Origin of the sequence: Arthrobacter sp. AL12 (assembly GCF_029960645.1) — a bacterium.
GTDB lineage: Bacteria > Actinomycetota > Actinomycetes > Actinomycetales > Micrococcaceae > Arthrobacter.
The window spans coordinates 49,057-66,108 of the sequence record NZ_JASBQY010000020.1 but is presented as its reverse complement, the minus strand read 5'-3'; the positions used below and the strand labels follow the sequence as shown (position 1 = coordinate 66,108).

Genomic DNA, 17,052 nt, shown 5'->3' with positions numbered 1-17,052 from the left:
TGGCAGCGTAGAAGAATCCACTAATTCCGCTGTCCGAAATCCCCGCAGCAGCCCACATTTCGTTCACGAGATCATAGCTCTTGAAGTCGTGAAGCATTGGGTCTCGTATGGTTCCACGCATCTCCGTTTGGGTGCGAGTGAACTCCGAGGACTTGTCCTTAACGAGCCCAAAATCTGACAGCTTCACGAGGACAGCTTCACTGTCGTAGATCTTGAGCAGTACATTTTGAAGGCTGATATCTCGGTGCAGCAGACCCTTGGTGTGGATGTAGTTAAGTCCGTAGAGGAACTGCAGGGCAATGCGTTTCCTTGTCGAGAAACTGAGACTGGTGTTTCTGCTCTGGACATACTGACGCAGCGTCTCGCCGCAAAACTCCATGCCGTATTCGTTGCGTGTCTCATTGAACTTGAACACTTGAACGACGTAGGGGAAGCTGAGGGCTTTCATCACGTCGAACTCCTGCCGGAACCGGTGTTGATCCCTAGCGTCAATCCCTCGCTTGGCCCTCTTGACCGCGTACTTCACCCCATAGTCAGGATCGACGTAGCTGTAGACGTTCGCATAGGACCCGCTACCCACCATCTTCAGATCCAATGGTGTTGATTCTTTCTTCAACCGAATTGTCTTGTCACCGAAGCTGAAAGCCTGGTCATATCGCAGAATTTCGACGGGCTTGTAGTCGTCCGGGATGGGACTTCCGTTGCTCTTCATCAGCCATGTTTCTGCATCTTCGAGGGCTAGCTCATAGGAGTCGAGAAGATTCACATCGAAGCCAGCCAGGCTCAAACTGTGAAGGTCTTGTCGCAGTTCCTCGATGAGGGCGAGTAGCTCACGGCTCCGCTCGGCCCAGTAGTTCTGTTTAGTCTTTGCCCGTTCATTGATCGCAGAAAAATGACGGTTCAGCTGATCGTGGAGAACAGCCAACATGTGTCCGAACTCGGCAACGTCCTCGTAGAGGCGCGAGTACGCCCTTGGTGCAGGTCGATCCTTGTACTTATCCAGTAGATCAGCCACTCGCATGTCGGCAGCGGTCGGCATCGTCCCCCCATTCTGTCCTTTGGGGGAACCGGCCGGTTTCGCCCCTTCGTTCCAGATTCTCTCACTTCTACCAAGACGGAGCTTCGTGTTGTTGGGTGCGTCAAAAAGGACCCATATCGAAATCCGGGTGCCGCAAAACCGCTGGCCTATGAGTTCCGACCTATGTGGGTCGAAATCGGAGCAAGCTGGTTGCTAGGGCTGGAACGGTGCCAGGAGGTGCTGGACGGTCAGCATCATCGCGGCACAGACCGTTAATGACAGCGTCAGGGTGATGAGGACACTTCGGACGAGGCGATGATGGGGGATGCGCGGGTCTCGCCGCCGCCAGATCAGAAGGAGGGAAAGGTACGCCCCAGCGGCGGGGCAGGCAATCAGGGAAAAGGACAAAATCCGGCCCCACTGCCAGGAAGGGGAGTACGCAAACCAGGACGAGCCTTCGTGGGGCGAAGGAGAGACGGAGAAAATGTAGGAGACGAAGACGGCGAAGGCCGCTGTAAACGCCCAAGGAAGCAGCGCCGCCATGGCGAGGGGCGCAGCCCACCGCGGAAGCGTTAGCCGTCCCGAGGGCCGGGAAAACCTGGCGCTGAGCCCGCCGACGAGTACAAGCAAGACAGCACTGAGGGCAGCCCCGGAAATGGTTGGAAGGTCAAGAAATGGTTCGGGATCATTTTGTGAAGCCGTCAACGTCTGCATCGAGAATGCCACTGCTGTTACCCATGCGGCTGCGTGCACGACAGCGACCAGGGTTCGGCTCAGATGCGTTCCGCGTCCCGTTCGGTCAGAATCGTCGGGTGCGGGCGCAGGATCCGGCCGGGGGCCATTCGGAAGACGTGGATCACTCTTGATGGTGCTGCCCTCCGGATCTTCGTTCGTGTCCGGGCATTCCGGATCAATCTCTCGTGCTTGCATGCGGCTTGGCGGCTGCTGGATAACGGTGTTCCGAGTGCGGGAGTCTCAGTTTTGATGCTCGCGGCTTTGCGTCATTGATATTACTTCCCACATCTCGTCACCCACCGCGGTGCGCATGACAACTTCGGATCCCCGGAAGCCAAGTGACTCATAGAGACTTCGGGCAGGGCTGTTGTTGGCGTATACGCCCAGAGTAAATTCGCCTACGGACTTGGTCTTGAAGGCCGTGGCCGCCAACTGTTCCATCAACCGCCGGCCCAAACCCTCTCCCCGGCGGCCGGGATCGACGATGATGAAGCCCAGACGACAAGATTGCGCCTCATCGTCGAACAACATGGAGCCGTGCCCCACAACCGCTCCGGTGGTTTCGTCGATCCCAGTCCAGTACTGGCGGTGCGGATCGGTCAGGTAATCTTCCAGCTGGAGTCGGTTAAGTGGCCACGAAAATGTCGGCCCTGACCACCGCACCATGGCTTCCTTGTCGGGAACCCAGCTCAGGAATACGTCCACATCGTCGACTGCCGTGGGTTTAAGCAACATTCCTGCATTCTATGCACCCACGGTCTTCGTGTTCGGCCCGCACTGGGCCGGACTGCGCGACCACCCGACAGGCGATGTCATGTGTCAGCCTCCGCTATTCGCCGCCGTTGCAGATGCGATATGACTTCGGGGGCACTCTTCGACTATTGGGGTCTATGGGCAATCGGCACGATGAACGCGGCAGCCAGTACTCCTCGCTGACTTCCATCGATACAGCACCGATCACTCTGACGTAAACAGACTTTGAACGGTGTGGCCCAGGATTAGTAGATACAGCATCAATAACGACCCTTTTTGCCTGTGTGCCTGAACCGCCTCTCGTTGTCATTTTTCGAAGTCGACGGTTGTAGCTATTGCGTTAGGGCCTTCGCCCGGGGTCCCGATGAGCATTCACGCTAAGCGGTCAGGCGGCGTCGCCTGCGCGTTTGATGGCGCGGTAGACGGTTGAACGCGCTACCGCGAAGAGTTCGGCCAGTTCCACCGTCGTGTGGGTCCCTGCTCGGTGAACGGAGACCAGGTGGGCTTCCTGTTTTTTCGAGAGCTTGGGCTGCTTCCCCCGCAGGCGGCCCTTCGCCTTGGCGACCGCCATGCCCTCCCGGGTCCGAGCGCGGATCAGGTCGGCTTCGAATTCCGCGACCATGGCCAGGACGTTAAAGAGGAGCCGGCCGACAGGATCAGTCGGGTCGTGGACGGACCCGCCAATGCTCAGCTTGACCTCGCGGCGGGTGAGTTCGTCAACGATGTCCTTTGCATCGCGTAGCGACCGGGCCAGGCGGTCGAGTTTGGTCACGACAAGGGTGTCCCCGGCCCGGCAGGCGGCCAGGGCTTCTCTGAGTCCCGGCCGGGCACGGCTGGCGCCGGTGAGGCCCTGGTCTGTGAACGTCTTCTCCGGTGACACCCCGAGAGCGGCCAAGGCATTCTTCTGGGCTGTGAGGTCTTTGTCATTTTCAGAAGTTGTCTGCACGGAATGTCAGAAGTCGTCTGCACCGGATCAGGACAGACAACGTGGCGTGCGGTGAACCTGACGGGCAGAGGCCTTTGACAGTCTCTGGGGTACAACGAAGGCCTCCCAGGGTGGACAGGCGGGCCTTCGCAACAGAACGGTACAACGCTCTTGTATAGCTATCGAGTAATGGGCGAGAGCGGAATTCATCCGGACACAGAGGTTTCGAAAGACGACGAAGGCTCAGGGAGGTCCTTCGCACGTTGAGTGATCATGGAGCTGTATCGGAAACGGATGTTTCGACAGCGGTCCACGCTATGGCCGTCCCTGCGGGGATTGCCTGATAGTCCTGATTGAGTACTTCTCGTTCACCGATCAATCGCCCGGTCTTGGGGTCGATGATGATCTCTTTGCGTCCGCTTCCTGAGCTGTCGGTGTGACCAATGGCGACACCGGTGTGGCCGTTGAGGTTTGCTTGCCCCTCGGTGATCGTTACGCCGGGAATCATGGCCGCGGCCTTATAGAGGGCTGCACGCAGATCAGCAGGAACGATGCCAGTTCGTAGAAGATCGGCTATGAACACCATCGCTTGCCCATCTACCGACTGGCCTTTCCCCAGGGTTAGTTTGTAGATGCTGTTGAGGAGCCGGTACGGGTCGCGGGGAAAAGCGGACATGTCTGCGGACAGCCAGCCGCCTGCGCTGCCGTAGAACTCTCCCTTCGGTGCGCGCAGCAGTTCCGGGTGCGCTTGAATCTTTTGTTCAAGGACAAATTCCTGTGCCTTCTCGTCAAAGAACGTTGTGGGCACACGACCTGATCGTTGCCACACCCACTCGTCGCTGCGTTCAGCCGGGATGTACATGTCGAATTTTTCGGTGTCCAGCCACTGGTACTTGGCACCGTCTGGTTCCCACGAATCGGTCATCCAGACATTGGTGCTTTGAATCCTTAAGTACTGGCCTGGATTCACCACGGGATCGGTCGTGGTGATTGCCGTCTGTGCCGCGGTGTTGAGAATTTCTGCCGCCTGGGCGGTAGCGCCGCCGCGCCAGCCGGCAAGACCGACGACGTCTCCTGCGATCAGCCCCACCACAACAGCAGCGGCAGCTGCCGCCGTCAACCGGGTCCGTGATCGACGGCTTTGCAAGGAAGACGTTGATGCAACGGCAGGCAAAGGTTCAAGGGTGTTCAGCGCAGCATCTTTTACTGCCACGGGGAGGGATTGGATAGCTCTGAGGGAGCGTTCTCGGCTTTGGGCCAGTTCGTGATCGGTGATTCGCGCTGCAGGATCTGCAGAGGCCATATGGCTTCTTATCTGCTCGGCATTCGTTTTCCGGTTCATAGTTCTGCACCCTCTGTCTGAATTAGGTGGCCTAGTACCTTACGTGCTCGGTGAAGGCGCATTCTGATCGCCGTGGCACTGATGTTTAGTAAGTCTGAAATTTCTCTGGAAGTGAAGCCGTCCCAGTACGTCAGGAGCAGGACTTCGCGTTCATCGGGGTTGAGTCGTTCCAGGGCCTCAAGAAGTGGGGAATCCCGCGCAGAGGCTTCGCTGGGTCGGTCGGCGCAGAGCTCACCGATGAGTCTCGCGGACCGAACTGCAGAGCGGTCATGGTTTCGGAGTACGTTCTTGGCGACACCGAAAAGGATCATGATGGAGAGAAGATCGTCGTTGGCCGATTTTTCCCAAGCGATTCTAAAAACCTCGGAGCAGAGATCCTCAGCTGTCGCGGCGTTCACCGTTCGGCGGCGGAGATAGCGATAGATGCGGTCGTGCGCGGCCGCATGCGCTATCAGGAAGCGCTTCTCCCGCTCCAAATCTGCACGATCCTTCCGGACTGCTTGAAAGCTCATACCCGGTTAATGTCCGGCATCTCCGAAAGTGTAACGAGCGCACCTGACAACATTGGCAGTGTGAATTACAGCGTCTCCTTCGGCGCACTCGCTGATGGGCAGCAGTGTCCCAGTTCCTAGGAAGTGGAACGCCCTGGGGAGGTCATTCAAGAATTTGCGACACGCCACGAAAATTCGTTCCACAACTATGTTCACTTTGGCGTCCCGCGCAGACGGTGCAGGATAAATATCGGTACAGTGGTCCAATGAATATTGGGTACGCCCGCGTCTCGACCGGGAAACAGGACCTCGACCGGCAGATCGAAGCGCTGCGCGGCGAGGGAATCCCCGCCAAACATATCTTCGTCGACAAGAAATCCGGATCCACGACAAATCGGCCCGGCCTGCATGAAGCCCTCGATCAGGCCCGCGATGGGGACGTCATCGTGGTGCACACCCTGGACCGGTTGGGCCGTACCGTCCGGGACACTCTGAACCTTATCCACGACCTAGCAGGCCGCGGCGTCGGAGTCCGGAACCTGGCTGACCCGATCCGGGTTGATTCCGCCAACCCAGAGGATCCCATGTCGCAGTTGGCAGTTGTGATGCTCGCGCTCTTCGGCCAAATGGAACGAACCTACGCGATCGAACGCGCAGCCCACGCGCGCGCCGTTGCTGCCGCTAAGGGCAAAAGGATCGGCCGGCCCAGCGTGGTCGATCCGGCGAAACTGGCCTACGCCGCACACCTTCGCGACCAGGAAAATCAGTCCATCTCCGAGATCGTGGAAGCCACCGGTATTACCCGATCCAGTCTCTACCGCTACCTGCCGCCCCGTCCACCGGAAGCGCTGACCGCCGGGACCCAGCCGAGCGCCTAAAAAATCCCGGACGGCGGTGGCGTTTCGTGCAGGCGACTACGGACAGAATGACGGTTGGTGCACACGACTTCAGACAAAACGACGGTTGGTGCAGACGACTTCGAACGCATCCGTGTCAGGAGTCCTCTGCACTCGCCCCGTACTTCCGCGGGATCCAGTGCAGACGACTTCTGAAACTGACAGTCTTGGTCGTTCGTGGATACGCGGGCGTATCCGATGAGGAGTTCGGTCATGGTGTTGAATGTACCGTTTAGCCCCCCGTCACCGGGCATTTTTGCGGGCGGGTCTTACGGGAATCGGGCGGCCGCGGAAACTCGGGGAATCGTGATCTCGAAATTCTGGGTGGCGCTTGCGCCGGTGGGGGACCGGCTTACGGGACGTTACGCGGGCCACCCTCTTGCGGGACGATTTCGCTTAGTGAGGGGCGGAAAATCTTGCGCTGAATTCGCGCATCACGTTCAGCCCGGACTGCCACCCCAAGATCCCAACACCAAGCTATTTCACCAGTGAGGGAATCCCGAGTTTGCTGCAAATGTCGGCGGGGCCAGGGATGACGCTGACGGTGTTCTCGACGACGCATTCTGTGAGTTGCGGTACGTAGTGGCCCGAGTGGTTCTCCGATGGCCCGGCGATGAGCGGCTTACCTTGTGCGTCGGTGCTTTGTCCGTCCCAGCCGCCGGCCGTGCCGGGTGGGGTGATGAAGTCTGCGGGGATGAAGTCAGAGGTGATCCCGCCTGGGTTCATGAAGTTCTTGTCCCAGAGGTCCGAGCAGGCGGCGGCCGGGTCGGAGATGTGGAGCATTCCCGATCGTGGATCCTGTGGGGCGGGGTTGTGGTTGGCGTCGAATCCGGTTGCCATGGTGCCGGTTAGAAGGAAGGGCGGCATGGTGATCCCCGGCGCGTTCGGCGCCGGGTAGGTGCGTTCCAGATCGGCGCGGTAGTAGCAGCGGATGTCTCTGGTGTCTGCCACGGCTACCGAGGTGCTGGTCGCCGTGGCGTGTGTCGCTGCATGGTTCGGCGCTGGTTCGTTTGGGGATGCGAAGGCGGCTGTCAGTGTTGTTGAGGCGGTCAGGAGACCGGCCGCGGCGACAAGGCTTGCCAGGGTCAGGGCTGTTGTTGATGTCTTCATGGGCTCCGTCTTTCCTTCATGTGGTCGGTGACTATTTTTCGAGGGCAGGGATTCCTAGTTGGGCGCAGACCTCGGCCCGGCCGGGGATGACGGCGACAGAGTTCTCGACCACGCATTCGGTGAGGTGGGGGACGTAGTTGCCGAATACCTTGATGGCTGGATCGGGCCAGAGAGATTTGCCGTTCTGGTCTTTCTCCGCACCTTCAGGGACGGGACGGTCCCCAGGCGGCCCGGGAGGAGGAGACACGAACCCGTCGGGGATGAGGTCATTGGTAATGCCTCCCGGGTTCATCTCGCCCATGTCCCACAATCTGCTGCACTGGTTTATTGGGTCTGCAACCTGTTGCATTCCTGCGTTTGCGTCGTCGGGGTTGGGGTTCGTCTTGGCGTCGAATCCGGTGACGAAGATACCGGTGGTTACGAAGGGCGGCCTCGTGACACCCGGGGCCCCGGCGACCGGATACGTTGTGGTGAGGTCGGCATGGAAGTAGCAGCGGATGTCCCGTTTGTCCTCGACAGGTGCCAGTGCGACATAAACACCAGCGCCGGTGGTGCCAGCCAGGGCCAGCCCGGCGAAGGTCAGTGCGGCGGGTTTGCGCCACCACGGGGTTGGCTTGACTTCCCGTCTGGCTTCCTGAACGAGCAGGTTCCGGACCGCCGCCTTCGTGTCGGCAGGGTAGCGAACGTCTGAAAGGTTCATGACAGCCTCGATTCCAGGATGGTAGCGGGCTCCCCGGTGTGGTCGAGGAGGTGCGGGGCAGCGGCCCGGAGTTTCTTCTTAGCCCGGTGCACCCGCGAGCGGACCGTGCCGATCCGGATTCCCAGCGACGTGGCGGTTTCCTCGTAGGTGAGCCCGTTCATCAGGCACAGCAGGGTCACATCCCGCTCACCGTCGGTCAGCCCCGCTGTTCCGTCGAGCAACTCCCTGACCAGCCGTTCAGTGTCCAACCGCTCGTCCGCGGCGGTGGAATGATCCGGAACAAACGGTGAATGCGGAAGCCGGCCCAGGAACTGCTCATGTCTGCGGATGGAGCGGGCTTTGTTTCTGGCCGCGTTGGTTGCCACTCCCAGCAGCCAGGGAAGCAGGGAATCCCGCTGAAGGGTCAGTCCCTTACGTTGCCGCCATGCTTCCAGGAACGTGACTGATACGAGTTCTTCGGCATCGTGCCACGACCCTGTGCGGCTCAGGCAGTAGCGGAATACCGCATCCGAGTGACGGTCGAACAAACTTCCGAGAGCATCTGGATCACCGTCGACGCACCTCTCCCACAGCTCAGCATCCTGTTCCCCCATTTGGTTCATACCTAGTAGTGTCCGGTGCCTTTAGAAAAGTTCCCTCGACCTCGAATTTTTTTGGCGTCCGTGTCCGTCGGATCTACCAACCACCACCACCCGCGGCCTCCAACGATCGAGGGTGCTACATTGATCCCTCCGAAGCCGCGTACCGAATTTTGGGGAAAACGATGATTCGCAGGACGAAGGCCATTGCCGGTTCGTTGGCACTAGCAGTCATGCTGGGACTCGGGGCAGCCGCCGCCAGCGGCTCCGCCCTCACTGGCGCCGGCCAGGAGGAAACCGGGCAGGTGAAGCCCGGGGCATCACTGCCGGCGTCGAACGACCCGGACCATCCGGAATGCTACGACGAACTGCGGTTGGCCGACCCCAACGACTTCTGTTATCAGACCATGGGCCCGTGGAACAGTGTCCGTTCAAGCGACGATGAAGTCCGCAGCCTCATGCCTGTTGAACGCATGATCGCCGCAGGGAAAACGGTCAGCGAGATCCGGCGCTACTACCCCGACTACACCCCTAAGTCAGGCTAGCCCGCATCCCGGGGACGGTCCCGAACGGCCGCAGTCTCAGTCGAAGCTGTTCTACGCATACTCGAGGACACGCTCAGAGTCCGCCTTACGAGAGTCCCGCCGCAGTATGTGCGGGCGTTAGTGCCGGTGCACCATCCGCTTACGGACGCTGGGGTGTGACCGTTAGCTCCGGGTCGTGAACCGGACCTGGATGTGCTTGAGCTCAGTGCGGGGAAGCACAGCGGTCACCACGCCGCCGCCTGCCATTTGGGCTCCGATACCGTAGACGAACGGGTCCGTATCGACCTCTGCACCGGGCATATCGACTCCGTTGATGACGGTCCTGGCCTGGCTGTTGACCATCCGGCCGGTAACTGTGGGGGCGTGCTGGTCCCACGGGTTGCTGCCCGGCCAGAGCTCTTGCCGATATTGGTTCATGAGGATGTGGTTGACATGGTCAACCAACAGGCTTCGAACCGAAGAACGCTCGGATGGATCGCGGTGCCAGGTGGTTCGCACGGCCTCCTCAAGTTGCGGGTAACGCAGGCGCTCCACGTACTCGATCAGCCAAGGGGGCCGCGGCCATGGCGGAACTTCCTCGATCGATCTGCGTGTCTTCTCGTTGAGGTCCGCGAGGTTTACCGGGTCTGAGCGGTCATCCGGGTTTCGCCAGAGCGTATAGGTGATGCTCGCCGTCATCTCGTTGTACCCACGATCATCTTGGCCATAGGTCACACCAAGGCTGTCGGTGTCCTCCAACGATGGTTGAGGCGCGAGCCCCATCACCGGAATGGGCATCAGCTTCAGGCGCTCGGCCCATCCGGCCCGCGGGTCAGGAGCGTCTTCGGGGAGAATGCCAGCCAGTCTCATGCCTCGACTATGAATCAAACGAGGGTACCTGTAAATGGGAATGAGATTCAGGCCGCACGTGTCCCGGTAAAGGATCCTCTACCGGACGCGGGAAGGCGCTCTGAGTCGTGATGTCACCAGGGTGTCCCTCGAAGATCGATGTCGCCGTTGGGCCACTCACTTGCATCACGACTCGACGAGCAGATGAGCGTTGGCCCTCCCTGAGACACGATGACTGATTTCTGGTCCGCGCGGGACAAGCACCGTTCCGTGGCGTGCACCTGAACCCATCCAGCCGACTCGTAGAAGGGGACCACCTCATTCCGGCATCCGAGGAAACCGAAGTGGGCTTCGGCTTCATCGCGCATCGCCTTTTGAGCGTGCCGCATAGCTCGGCCGCCGAGACCAGTACCGCGAAAGCGTGGATCAACCAGCACGCCTCCCGTGCCAGCCACAAGGACCTCGTCGGCTCCTACTGAGATCACACGCCGCTGAAAGCCCACATGCGCCGCCAACACAGACCCTTGAAACGCCAGCACATGGAAATCCGCCGGAGAATAGCCGTAAGGCGCGTGCGGGTTCCACCGGCCGAAATCGCTTAAGTACTCGGAGTCGAAAAGCTTTTGCATTGCGGCAAGTTCCATCATGCCGAGGTCTTCATGCCTCTGCAGCCTCAGGGCTTCATTCATCGTTCGAACCTATCTCGTCACATCGAGAACATCGACACGATAGTCGTCCGGTAGCCGATCCCCAACGGGCGGCTGTGCAGGCGGCTTTGGACATTCTGTGCAGTTGACTTCGGAAACTCACATCTCAAGATCGGCTTCGACGGTGCTAGGCTGTGTCAGAACTCGACTGCGAAATCTACGGGGACGGTGTTGGTCAAAACTCCGCCGGACGACGGTTTTTGAATGAATGAAGGGGACTGATGTGGCTACGTTGCTTGGCTATGCCCGAGTAAGCACTACTGAGCAGTCGGTGGACCTGCAGTTGGATGCTTTGAACGCTGCCGGGTGCTTCCGGATCTGGACGGATTTTGCGTCGGGTGCGACGGCGGAACGGCCGCAGTGGCAGGACTGCTTGGATCATCTTCAGCCGGGGAACATTTTGGTGGTCAACGATTTGTCCCGGCTCGGGAGGAACACCGCCGACCTGGCCGGCATCGTGAAGACGCTGGCTGACAGGCAGGTTGGTCTCCGGTCGCTGACGGAGACCTGGCTGGACACGACCAACTCCCAGGGGTTGCTGATGTTCCACTTCTTCTCCGCTATCGCCGAGTATGAGCGGAACCGGCTGCGTGAACGGACGAAGGCCGGCCTTGCGGCGGCGAAGGCCCGCGGCCGCGTCGGCGGCCGGCCTACCAAAATGACGCCGGACAAAGCAGCCACCGCGCACCGGATGCGTGGTGAGAAGCGGACGATCAGCGCCATCGCCAAGACCATCGAGGTCAGTGAAGCCACCGTCGTGCGTGAACTCGCACGGCAGCGGAAGAGTCTGCAGGTACCGCAAGAGTAGGTGCGGCTGTTAATCCTCCGGTGCCTTCGCTAGCGTGGAGACAAACGGAGGGGGAGCGGCGCACATGGCACCGAGGAAATCTAAGAACCACATTGAGGGCCAGATGAGTCTGGAGTCCCTGTGGGCCGAACCGGAAGAGGTAATCAATGAACGAGCACGGCAGACACGCCATGGAAACCATGAAGAATCACGACCCGGAGAGCTTCGCGCAGATAGCGGACCCCGAGACACACTTTTGGACCTTGGGGGAGGAAATCCAGCAGGCAATCTGGGACCTCAGCGAACAGCTGACACCAACCAGGGGCTCGGAACCGCCGCTGGAGTACATCGGGCTGGCGAACATGGCCAAGCTCCGGGCACGCGGGATGGTGTATCAGGAGATGATCTACGACAGCCTTCCCGCGGAGCCGGAGGAGATGGAGCCGATCTACGGGGCCCAGGAGGACGAGGAGAGCTAGAGGCAGAACCCCAGCCGGAGCCGGCAGCGGTTGCCGCGGTTGGACGGTTCCGCCCAGCATCCCAGGCTGACCTTGCGCCATCGGGTCAGAAAGCCCGCTTCGCAGCAAACGTTGAAGCTATCCGCATCGTCCGGGAGCTGGAGGACCAGCAGAGGCCGGCCACCGAGGCAGAGCAGCGTTCCCTGGCGCGGTGGTCCAGCTGGGGGGCGGTGCCCCAGCTGTTCGACAAGGCCGAATGGGCGGCCGAGCGCGCCCAGCTGCAGGACGTCCTGAGCGAGCGCGAGTTCGCTGCAGCGTCGCGGACCACGACGAACGCCTATTACACCGACGCTGCCCTGGTGAAGGAAATCTGGTCAGCCGTTGACCGGCTCGGCTTCACCGGGGGAGAGGTTCTGGAACCCGGATCGGGTGCGGGAACGTTTATTGGTTTCGCCCCGGAAGGCGCCCGGATGACCGGCGTGGAGCTTGATCCGCTGACCGCCTCAATTTCCCGGGGCCTGTACCCCGACGCGACGATCCGCGGCGAGTCCTTTGCGGACACCCCGATCAAGACCAACTCCTTTGACCTTGCCGTCGGCAACGTCCCGTTCAGCAAGAACGCGCTCTACGACAAGACCCACAATGCCGAATCCCGGCATTCCATGCACAACCACTTCATCCTCAAGAGCCTGGCCGCGGTGAAACCCGGTGGCTACGTCGCCGTGCTGACCTCCAGCTTCACCCTGGACGCAACCAACCCCACTTCGAGGCGGGAGATGAGTGCCATGGCGGATCTGGTGGGAGCCGTGCGCCTGCCCACCGGAGCCCACCGCCGCGCCGCCGGCACCGAAGCACTCACTGACCTGCTGCTGCTGCGCAAGCGCGAGCCGGGCCGGGAGCCCGCCAACACGGACTGGGAAAAGGTCGGCCCCGTCATCATTGACGGCCGCAATGTGAAGATCAACAGCTACTTTGACCTGAACCCGCAGAATGTCCTGGGGCAGATCACCGTCGGGAACGGCATGTACGGCGAGGACACCGTCAGCGTCAAAGCCGACGATCTCGCCGCCCTCCCGCAGCTGCTCGCCCGGCGGCTCGACGCCGTGGTGCAGGAAGCACTGGACCGCGGCCTGAACCACGCCCCGGCCGAACCGGCCCCGGGCAAAACCCCGGCGGCACTGCTGCCGTCCACCGGACAGGAATGGGACGGCACCCTCACCGCCCAACAAGACGGAACCTTCACCGTTGCCCGTGCAGGGGAACAGATATCGTTCCCGGTACCCAAAGCGCATGCAGTCGAACTTCGTGACCTGCTGGGGCTGCGCGACGGTGCACGCGCCCTGTTGGAAATGGAAGCTTCCGACAGCGAAGACACCCCGGCGATGTCGGCTCAACGAACCGCCCTGGCTGAGCAGTACACGTCATATGCCGCTAAATATGGGCCGCTGAACCGTTTCACGGAATCTGTCCGCACGGACAAGGAAACGGGCGAGGACATCATCACCCGCCGTGTAGCACCCGCCGTGCGGATCCTGCGCCAGACGGACCCCTTCGGTACTCTGCCGCCGGCCCTGGAGAGGTTCAACGAGGAGACGAATACCGCGACACCGGCGGCTTTGCTTCAGCACCGGCAGGTGGTGGCCCGCAAACCGCTGATGGGCGCGGACACCGTTGACGAAGCCCTGGCCATCGCCCTGGACACCTACGGCGCCCCGGAGCTGGAACAGATCGCGGACCTGCTGGGCGTCACGGAAGAGGAAGCCCGCGAGCAGCTGGGCACGCTCGTGTTCGATGACCCGGAATCCGGCAAGCTCGTCACCGCCCCGGAATACCTGTCCGGGAACGTCCGGACCAAGCTCGACGCCGCCCGCGCTGCGGCGGCCGGGGACGAACGCCTGAGCGTGAACGTTACCGCGCTGGAGGAAGTCCAGCCGCCCCGGGTCGGTATGGAAGATGTCGAGGCGCGCATCGGTGCGGTCTGGATTTCCCCCGAGGAACACCAGCGCTTCGTCCAGGACATCCTGGCCGATCCTTATGCCAGCGTGAGCAGCGTTGGCAGCGGCATCTGGCGGGTCAAAGCCAACCGGGGGACGGTCCGTTCCACGAACGAGTGGGGGACGGGCCGCCGGCCCGCCCCGGACCTGCTGCAAAGCATCCTGGAACAAAAGAGTATCCAGGTCGAGGACAAGAACGAGGACGGTAAAGCCGTTGCCAACCTCGAAGAAACCGAAGCGGCCCAGGAAAAGGCCGAAGCCCTGCAGGAACGCTTCGCCGAGTGGGTCTGGGAAGACCCCGAGCGTGCCAGCCGGCTCATTGACGAATACAACCGCCGCTTCAACTCCCTGGCCCTGCGCGACTACACCAAGGAAGGCGGCCGCCTGACCCTGCCGGGGCTGGCTAAGGGCTACACTCCGCACCCGCACCAGCGCACCGCCGTGGCGCGCATCATCTCCGAACCGGCCGTGGGACTCTTCCACGAAGTCGGGGCCGGCAAGACCGGCGAAATAGTGATTGGAGCGATGGAACTCAAACGCCTGGGCATGGCCTCCAAGCCCATGGTTGTCGTCCCGAACCACATGCTGGAGCAGTTCACCCGCGAGTGGCTGGAAATGTACCCGCAGGCCCGCCTGCTCTCGGCAGGGTCTGATGACATCAAGACCAGGAGCGGGGACCTGGCCGCGCGCCGGCAGTTCGTCGCCCGCGCCGCGGCGAACGACTGGGACGGCATCATCATGACCCAGCAGGCTTTCAAGAGCATCGGCGTGAAAGCCGAAACCGTTGAGGCCTACCAGGAGTCGATCATCGCCGACGTCCGGCAGACCATCGTCAACGCCCAGGCCGAAGGCGAAGACCGGACCACGGTGAAGAAGCTTGAGACGAAGCTCCAGGCCGAAGAAGAGCGCATGAAGAAGCTCATGGACACCGCACCGGACCTTGGACTGACATTTGAGGACACCGGGGTGGACTACCTGTTCGTGGACGAAGCCCACGACTATAAGAACCTGCGCACGGTCACCAATATCAAGGGCGCAGAAATTGCCGGGTCCATCCGGGCGACCGACATGCACCTGAAGCTCGAGTACCTGCGCAGCACCCACGGGGAACGCGTCGTGACGATGGCGACCGGCACACCGATTGCCAACTCCATCACCGAAGCCCACGTCATGCAGCGCTACCTGCGCCCGGACCTGCTCCAGGCTTCGGGCGTGGAGAACTTCGACGTCTGGGGAGCGACGTTCGGGGAGACCGTCACCGCCATCGAGATGGACGCCGGGGGCCGGCTGAAGAACAAGCCGCGCTTCGCCAAATTCAAGAACGTCCCCGAGATGCTGCGGTCCTTCCACGTCTTCGCTGACGTGAAGCTCTCCGAAGACCTGACCTACCTCAAAAAGCCGGACCTCGCCCCCCGGCCCGGCGACGGGGAACGGCAGCCGGAACTGGTGCTGATCCCGCAGCCGCCCGAACTGGCCGACTACATGAAGGGCCTCGCGGACCGGCTGGATTCCCTCTCCGGCTGGGCTGAGAAGGGTGCGGACAACGCCCTGTCCGTCTACAACGACGGCCGCAAGGCCGCGCTGGACCTGCGCATGGTCGGCATCGAACCCGAATCCGGGACGAAGCTGGACCATGTTGTCGCCAAGACCCTGAAAGTCTGGGAAGAGAACCGGGAGAACGAGTACGAAACCAGTTTCGAATCCGGGATCCCTTCGGCGAACAAGGGTGCGCTGCAGATCATCTTCTGTGACCTCAGCACACCCTCGAGGAACACCGGGCCGGACGGTAAACCGGTCTGGACGGCGTACCAGCAGATCAAGGACCAGCTCGTTGCCGGAGGGATCCAGGCGGAGCAGGTCCGGTTCATCCAGGACGCACCCAAGCCCGAGCAGAAAGCCCAGCTCTTCGCCCAATGCCGTAACGGGGAAGTGGCCGTGCTGATCGGCTCCACCGCCATGATGGGAACCGGCGCCAACGTCCAGCTTCGCGCCAAAGCGATCCACCACGTCACCTGTCCCTGGCGGCCGGCTGACTTGACCCAGCGCGACGGGCGCATCGTCCGTCAACGCAACGCCAACGCGGAGGTCCACAACTTCCAGTACGCCACCGTCGGCAGTTACGACAGCGCCGCCTGGGACGGGATCCAGCGCAAGGCCACCATGATCCAGCAAGTCCTGCGCGGACGCCTCGATATCCGTGAGATCGAGGACGTTGGAGACCTGGCCCTCAACGCCGCGCAGATCAAGGCAGCGACCAGCGGCAACCCGCTGGTGATGGACAAGATCGAGGCCGACGCGGCCCGGACCAAACTCGAACGACTCAAACGCGCCCACGAGAAAGGACAGAGCACTCTCTCCTGGACCAGGGGCGCGGCCGAATCCAGCATCACCACAGCCGAAAGCAAGCTGCCCGCGCTGCAGGCGGCGCTCCCGCGCATCACCCCGACCGCGGGGGAGGCCTTCAGCGCGACCATCGACGGCAAGGGCTACACCAAACGTCCGGAGGCCGTCGCGGCCATCTCTGAATGGGTCCGTACCCACACACCGGAATACGGAAACTACCACCGCCAAAAACAGGGTTACGGCACGATGGCCACGCTCGGCGGCCACGAGCTGCAGGTCCGCAACGCGGCCGACGATTCCCGGCTCGGCTCTTACCAGGACCTCGCCGTCACCCTCAAAGACGTGCCCGCGCCACCGCTTGTCTTTACCCGCACGGAGCTGATCGAAGGAAGCGCCGGCATCATCACCCGGCTGGAGAATAAAGTATCCGGGCTTCCCGGCTACGAAGCCCAGCTGCGCCAGACCATCGCCGAAAAACAGGCGGTGCTTGCCGACGTCGAGAGCCAGGCCGGGAAACCGTTCAAGTACGAAGACAAACTCATGACCGCCCGTGCGAAGTGCGCGGAATTGAACGAAAAACTAAAGGCATCCATCGAACCTCCCAAGCCGGCGCCGGAAGCCGAAGCTTCCCCCTCCGCGGCGGAGGTGGATCCGGCCGTTGCACGACTGCGGAGACTGCAGGCCGCAAGCTTCCCGTCAGCTCCCAGAAGCACCCATCCAACGCCCACTCACCCGCAGCAGCAGGCATCATCCGGACCCGCACCACGTCACTCCCGAGACGGGGGATTCGGACGCTAAAGCAGAACCATGGACGATTCAGAAGAGCCGGAATGAGGTGGATT

General features: G+C 61.5%; 16 protein-coding genes. 5 read left to right on the top strand and 11 right to left on the bottom strand.

Going from position 1 to position 17,052, the window contains the following annotated elements:
* The 6 genes from QK291_RS17180 to QK291_RS17155 all read right to left on the bottom strand — a co-directional run.
* Positions 1 to 1,039: protein kinase family protein (locus QK291_RS17180; protein WP_282383957.1), on the bottom strand; the 1,039-nt coding region annotated here is incomplete at its 3' end.
* 192 nt (positions 1,040 to 1,231) lie between these two features.
* Positions 1,232 to 1,648: a hypothetical protein gene (locus QK291_RS17175; protein WP_282383955.1), complete on the bottom strand. Its 417-nt coding sequence runs from the start codon at positions 1,646 to 1,648 to the stop codon at positions 1,232 to 1,234.
* Positions 1,649 to 1,993: 345 nt separating this feature from the next.
* Complete coding sequence (locus QK291_RS17170; protein ID WP_282383954.1) at positions 1,994 to 2,488, bottom strand: GNAT family protein; 495 nt, start codon at positions 2,486 to 2,488, stop codon at positions 1,994 to 1,996.
* Between the two features lie 403 nt (positions 2,489 to 2,891).
* Positions 2,892 to 3,452, bottom strand: a complete 561-nt coding sequence (locus tag QK291_RS17165) for a recombinase family protein (protein WP_282383953.1) — start codon at positions 3,450 to 3,452, stop codon at positions 2,892 to 2,894.
* A 250-nt stretch (positions 3,453 to 3,702) separates the two neighbouring features.
* Positions 3,703 to 4,773 (bottom strand): CU044_5270 family protein, encoded by a 1,071-nt coding sequence (locus QK291_RS17160; RefSeq protein WP_282383951.1) that lies wholly within the window; start codon positions 4,771 to 4,773, stop codon positions 3,703 to 3,705.
* Positions 4,770 to 5,285, bottom strand: coding sequence for a sigma-70 family RNA polymerase sigma factor (locus tag QK291_RS17155; protein ID WP_282383950.1), 516 nt, complete (start codon positions 5,283 to 5,285; stop codon positions 4,770 to 4,772). Before QK291_RS17155 ends, QK291_RS17160 begins: the two co-directional genes overlap by 4 nt.
* A gap of 245 nt (positions 5,286 to 5,530) precedes the next feature.
* Here QK291_RS17155 and QK291_RS17150 point away from each other — a divergent pair, with 245 nt between their 5' ends.
* Complete coding sequence (locus QK291_RS17150) at positions 5,531 to 6,142, top strand: recombinase family protein (protein WP_282383949.1); 612 nt, start codon at positions 5,531 to 5,533, stop codon at positions 6,140 to 6,142.
* Between the two features lie 495 nt (positions 6,143 to 6,637).
* Here the strand turns inward: QK291_RS17150 and QK291_RS17145 are convergent, their stop codons facing one another.
* From QK291_RS17145 to QK291_RS17135, 3 genes are read right to left on the bottom strand one after another with little or no spacing between them, the layout of a single operon-like run.
* Positions 6,638 to 7,270 (bottom strand): hypothetical protein, encoded by a 633-nt coding sequence (locus tag QK291_RS17145; protein ID WP_282383948.1) that lies wholly within the window; start codon positions 7,268 to 7,270, stop codon positions 6,638 to 6,640.
* A 31-nt stretch (positions 7,271 to 7,301) separates the two neighbouring features.
* Complete coding sequence (locus QK291_RS17140) at positions 7,302 to 7,970, bottom strand: hypothetical protein (RefSeq protein ID WP_282383947.1); 669 nt, start codon at positions 7,968 to 7,970, stop codon at positions 7,302 to 7,304.
* Positions 7,967 to 8,563 carry an RNA polymerase sigma factor gene (locus QK291_RS17135; RefSeq protein ID WP_282383946.1) on the bottom strand — a complete coding sequence of 199 codons (597 nt, stop codon included), beginning with the start codon at positions 8,561 to 8,563 and terminating at the stop codon, positions 7,967 to 7,969. The genes QK291_RS17140 and QK291_RS17135 overlap by 4 nt, the downstream gene beginning before the upstream one ends.
* Before the next feature lie 203 nt (positions 8,564 to 8,766).
* Between QK291_RS17135 and QK291_RS17130 the strand changes: the two genes are divergently transcribed.
* Positions 8,767 to 9,093 carry a hypothetical protein gene (locus QK291_RS17130; protein WP_282383945.1) on the top strand — a complete coding sequence of 109 codons (327 nt, stop codon included), beginning with the start codon at positions 8,767 to 8,769 and terminating at the stop codon, positions 9,091 to 9,093.
* Positions 9,094 to 9,255: 162 nt separating this feature from the next.
* Here QK291_RS17130 and QK291_RS17125 read toward each other — a convergent pair whose 3' ends face one another.
* Both QK291_RS17125 and QK291_RS17120 read right to left on the bottom strand, forming a co-directional pair.
* Entirely contained in the window at positions 9,256 to 9,942 is a 687-nt protein-coding gene (locus QK291_RS17125; RefSeq protein ID WP_282383944.1) for a hypothetical protein, read from the bottom strand.
* A 113-nt stretch (positions 9,943 to 10,055) separates the two neighbouring features.
* Positions 10,056 to 10,610: a GNAT family N-acetyltransferase gene (locus QK291_RS17120; RefSeq protein ID WP_282383943.1), complete on the bottom strand. Its 555-nt coding sequence runs from the start codon at positions 10,608 to 10,610 to the stop codon at positions 10,056 to 10,058.
* A gap of 226 nt (positions 10,611 to 10,836) precedes the next feature.
* Here QK291_RS17120 and QK291_RS17115 point away from each other — a divergent pair, with 226 nt between their 5' ends.
* From QK291_RS17115 to QK291_RS17105, 3 genes are all read left to right on the top strand, one after another.
* Positions 10,837 to 11,436 carry a recombinase family protein gene (locus QK291_RS17115; protein WP_282383942.1) on the top strand — a complete coding sequence of 200 codons (600 nt, stop codon included), beginning with the start codon at positions 10,837 to 10,839 and terminating at the stop codon, positions 11,434 to 11,436.
* Positions 11,437 to 11,615: 179 nt separating this feature from the next.
* Entirely contained in the window at positions 11,616 to 11,894 is a 279-nt protein-coding gene (locus QK291_RS17110; protein WP_282383940.1) for a hypothetical protein, read from the top strand.
* Between the two features lie 209 nt (positions 11,895 to 12,103).
* Positions 12,104 to 17,008: a helicase gene (locus tag QK291_RS17105; protein ID WP_282383939.1), complete on the top strand. Its 4,905-nt coding sequence runs from the start codon at positions 12,104 to 12,106 to the stop codon at positions 17,006 to 17,008.
* Positions 17,009 to 17,052 lie beyond the last annotated feature (44 nt).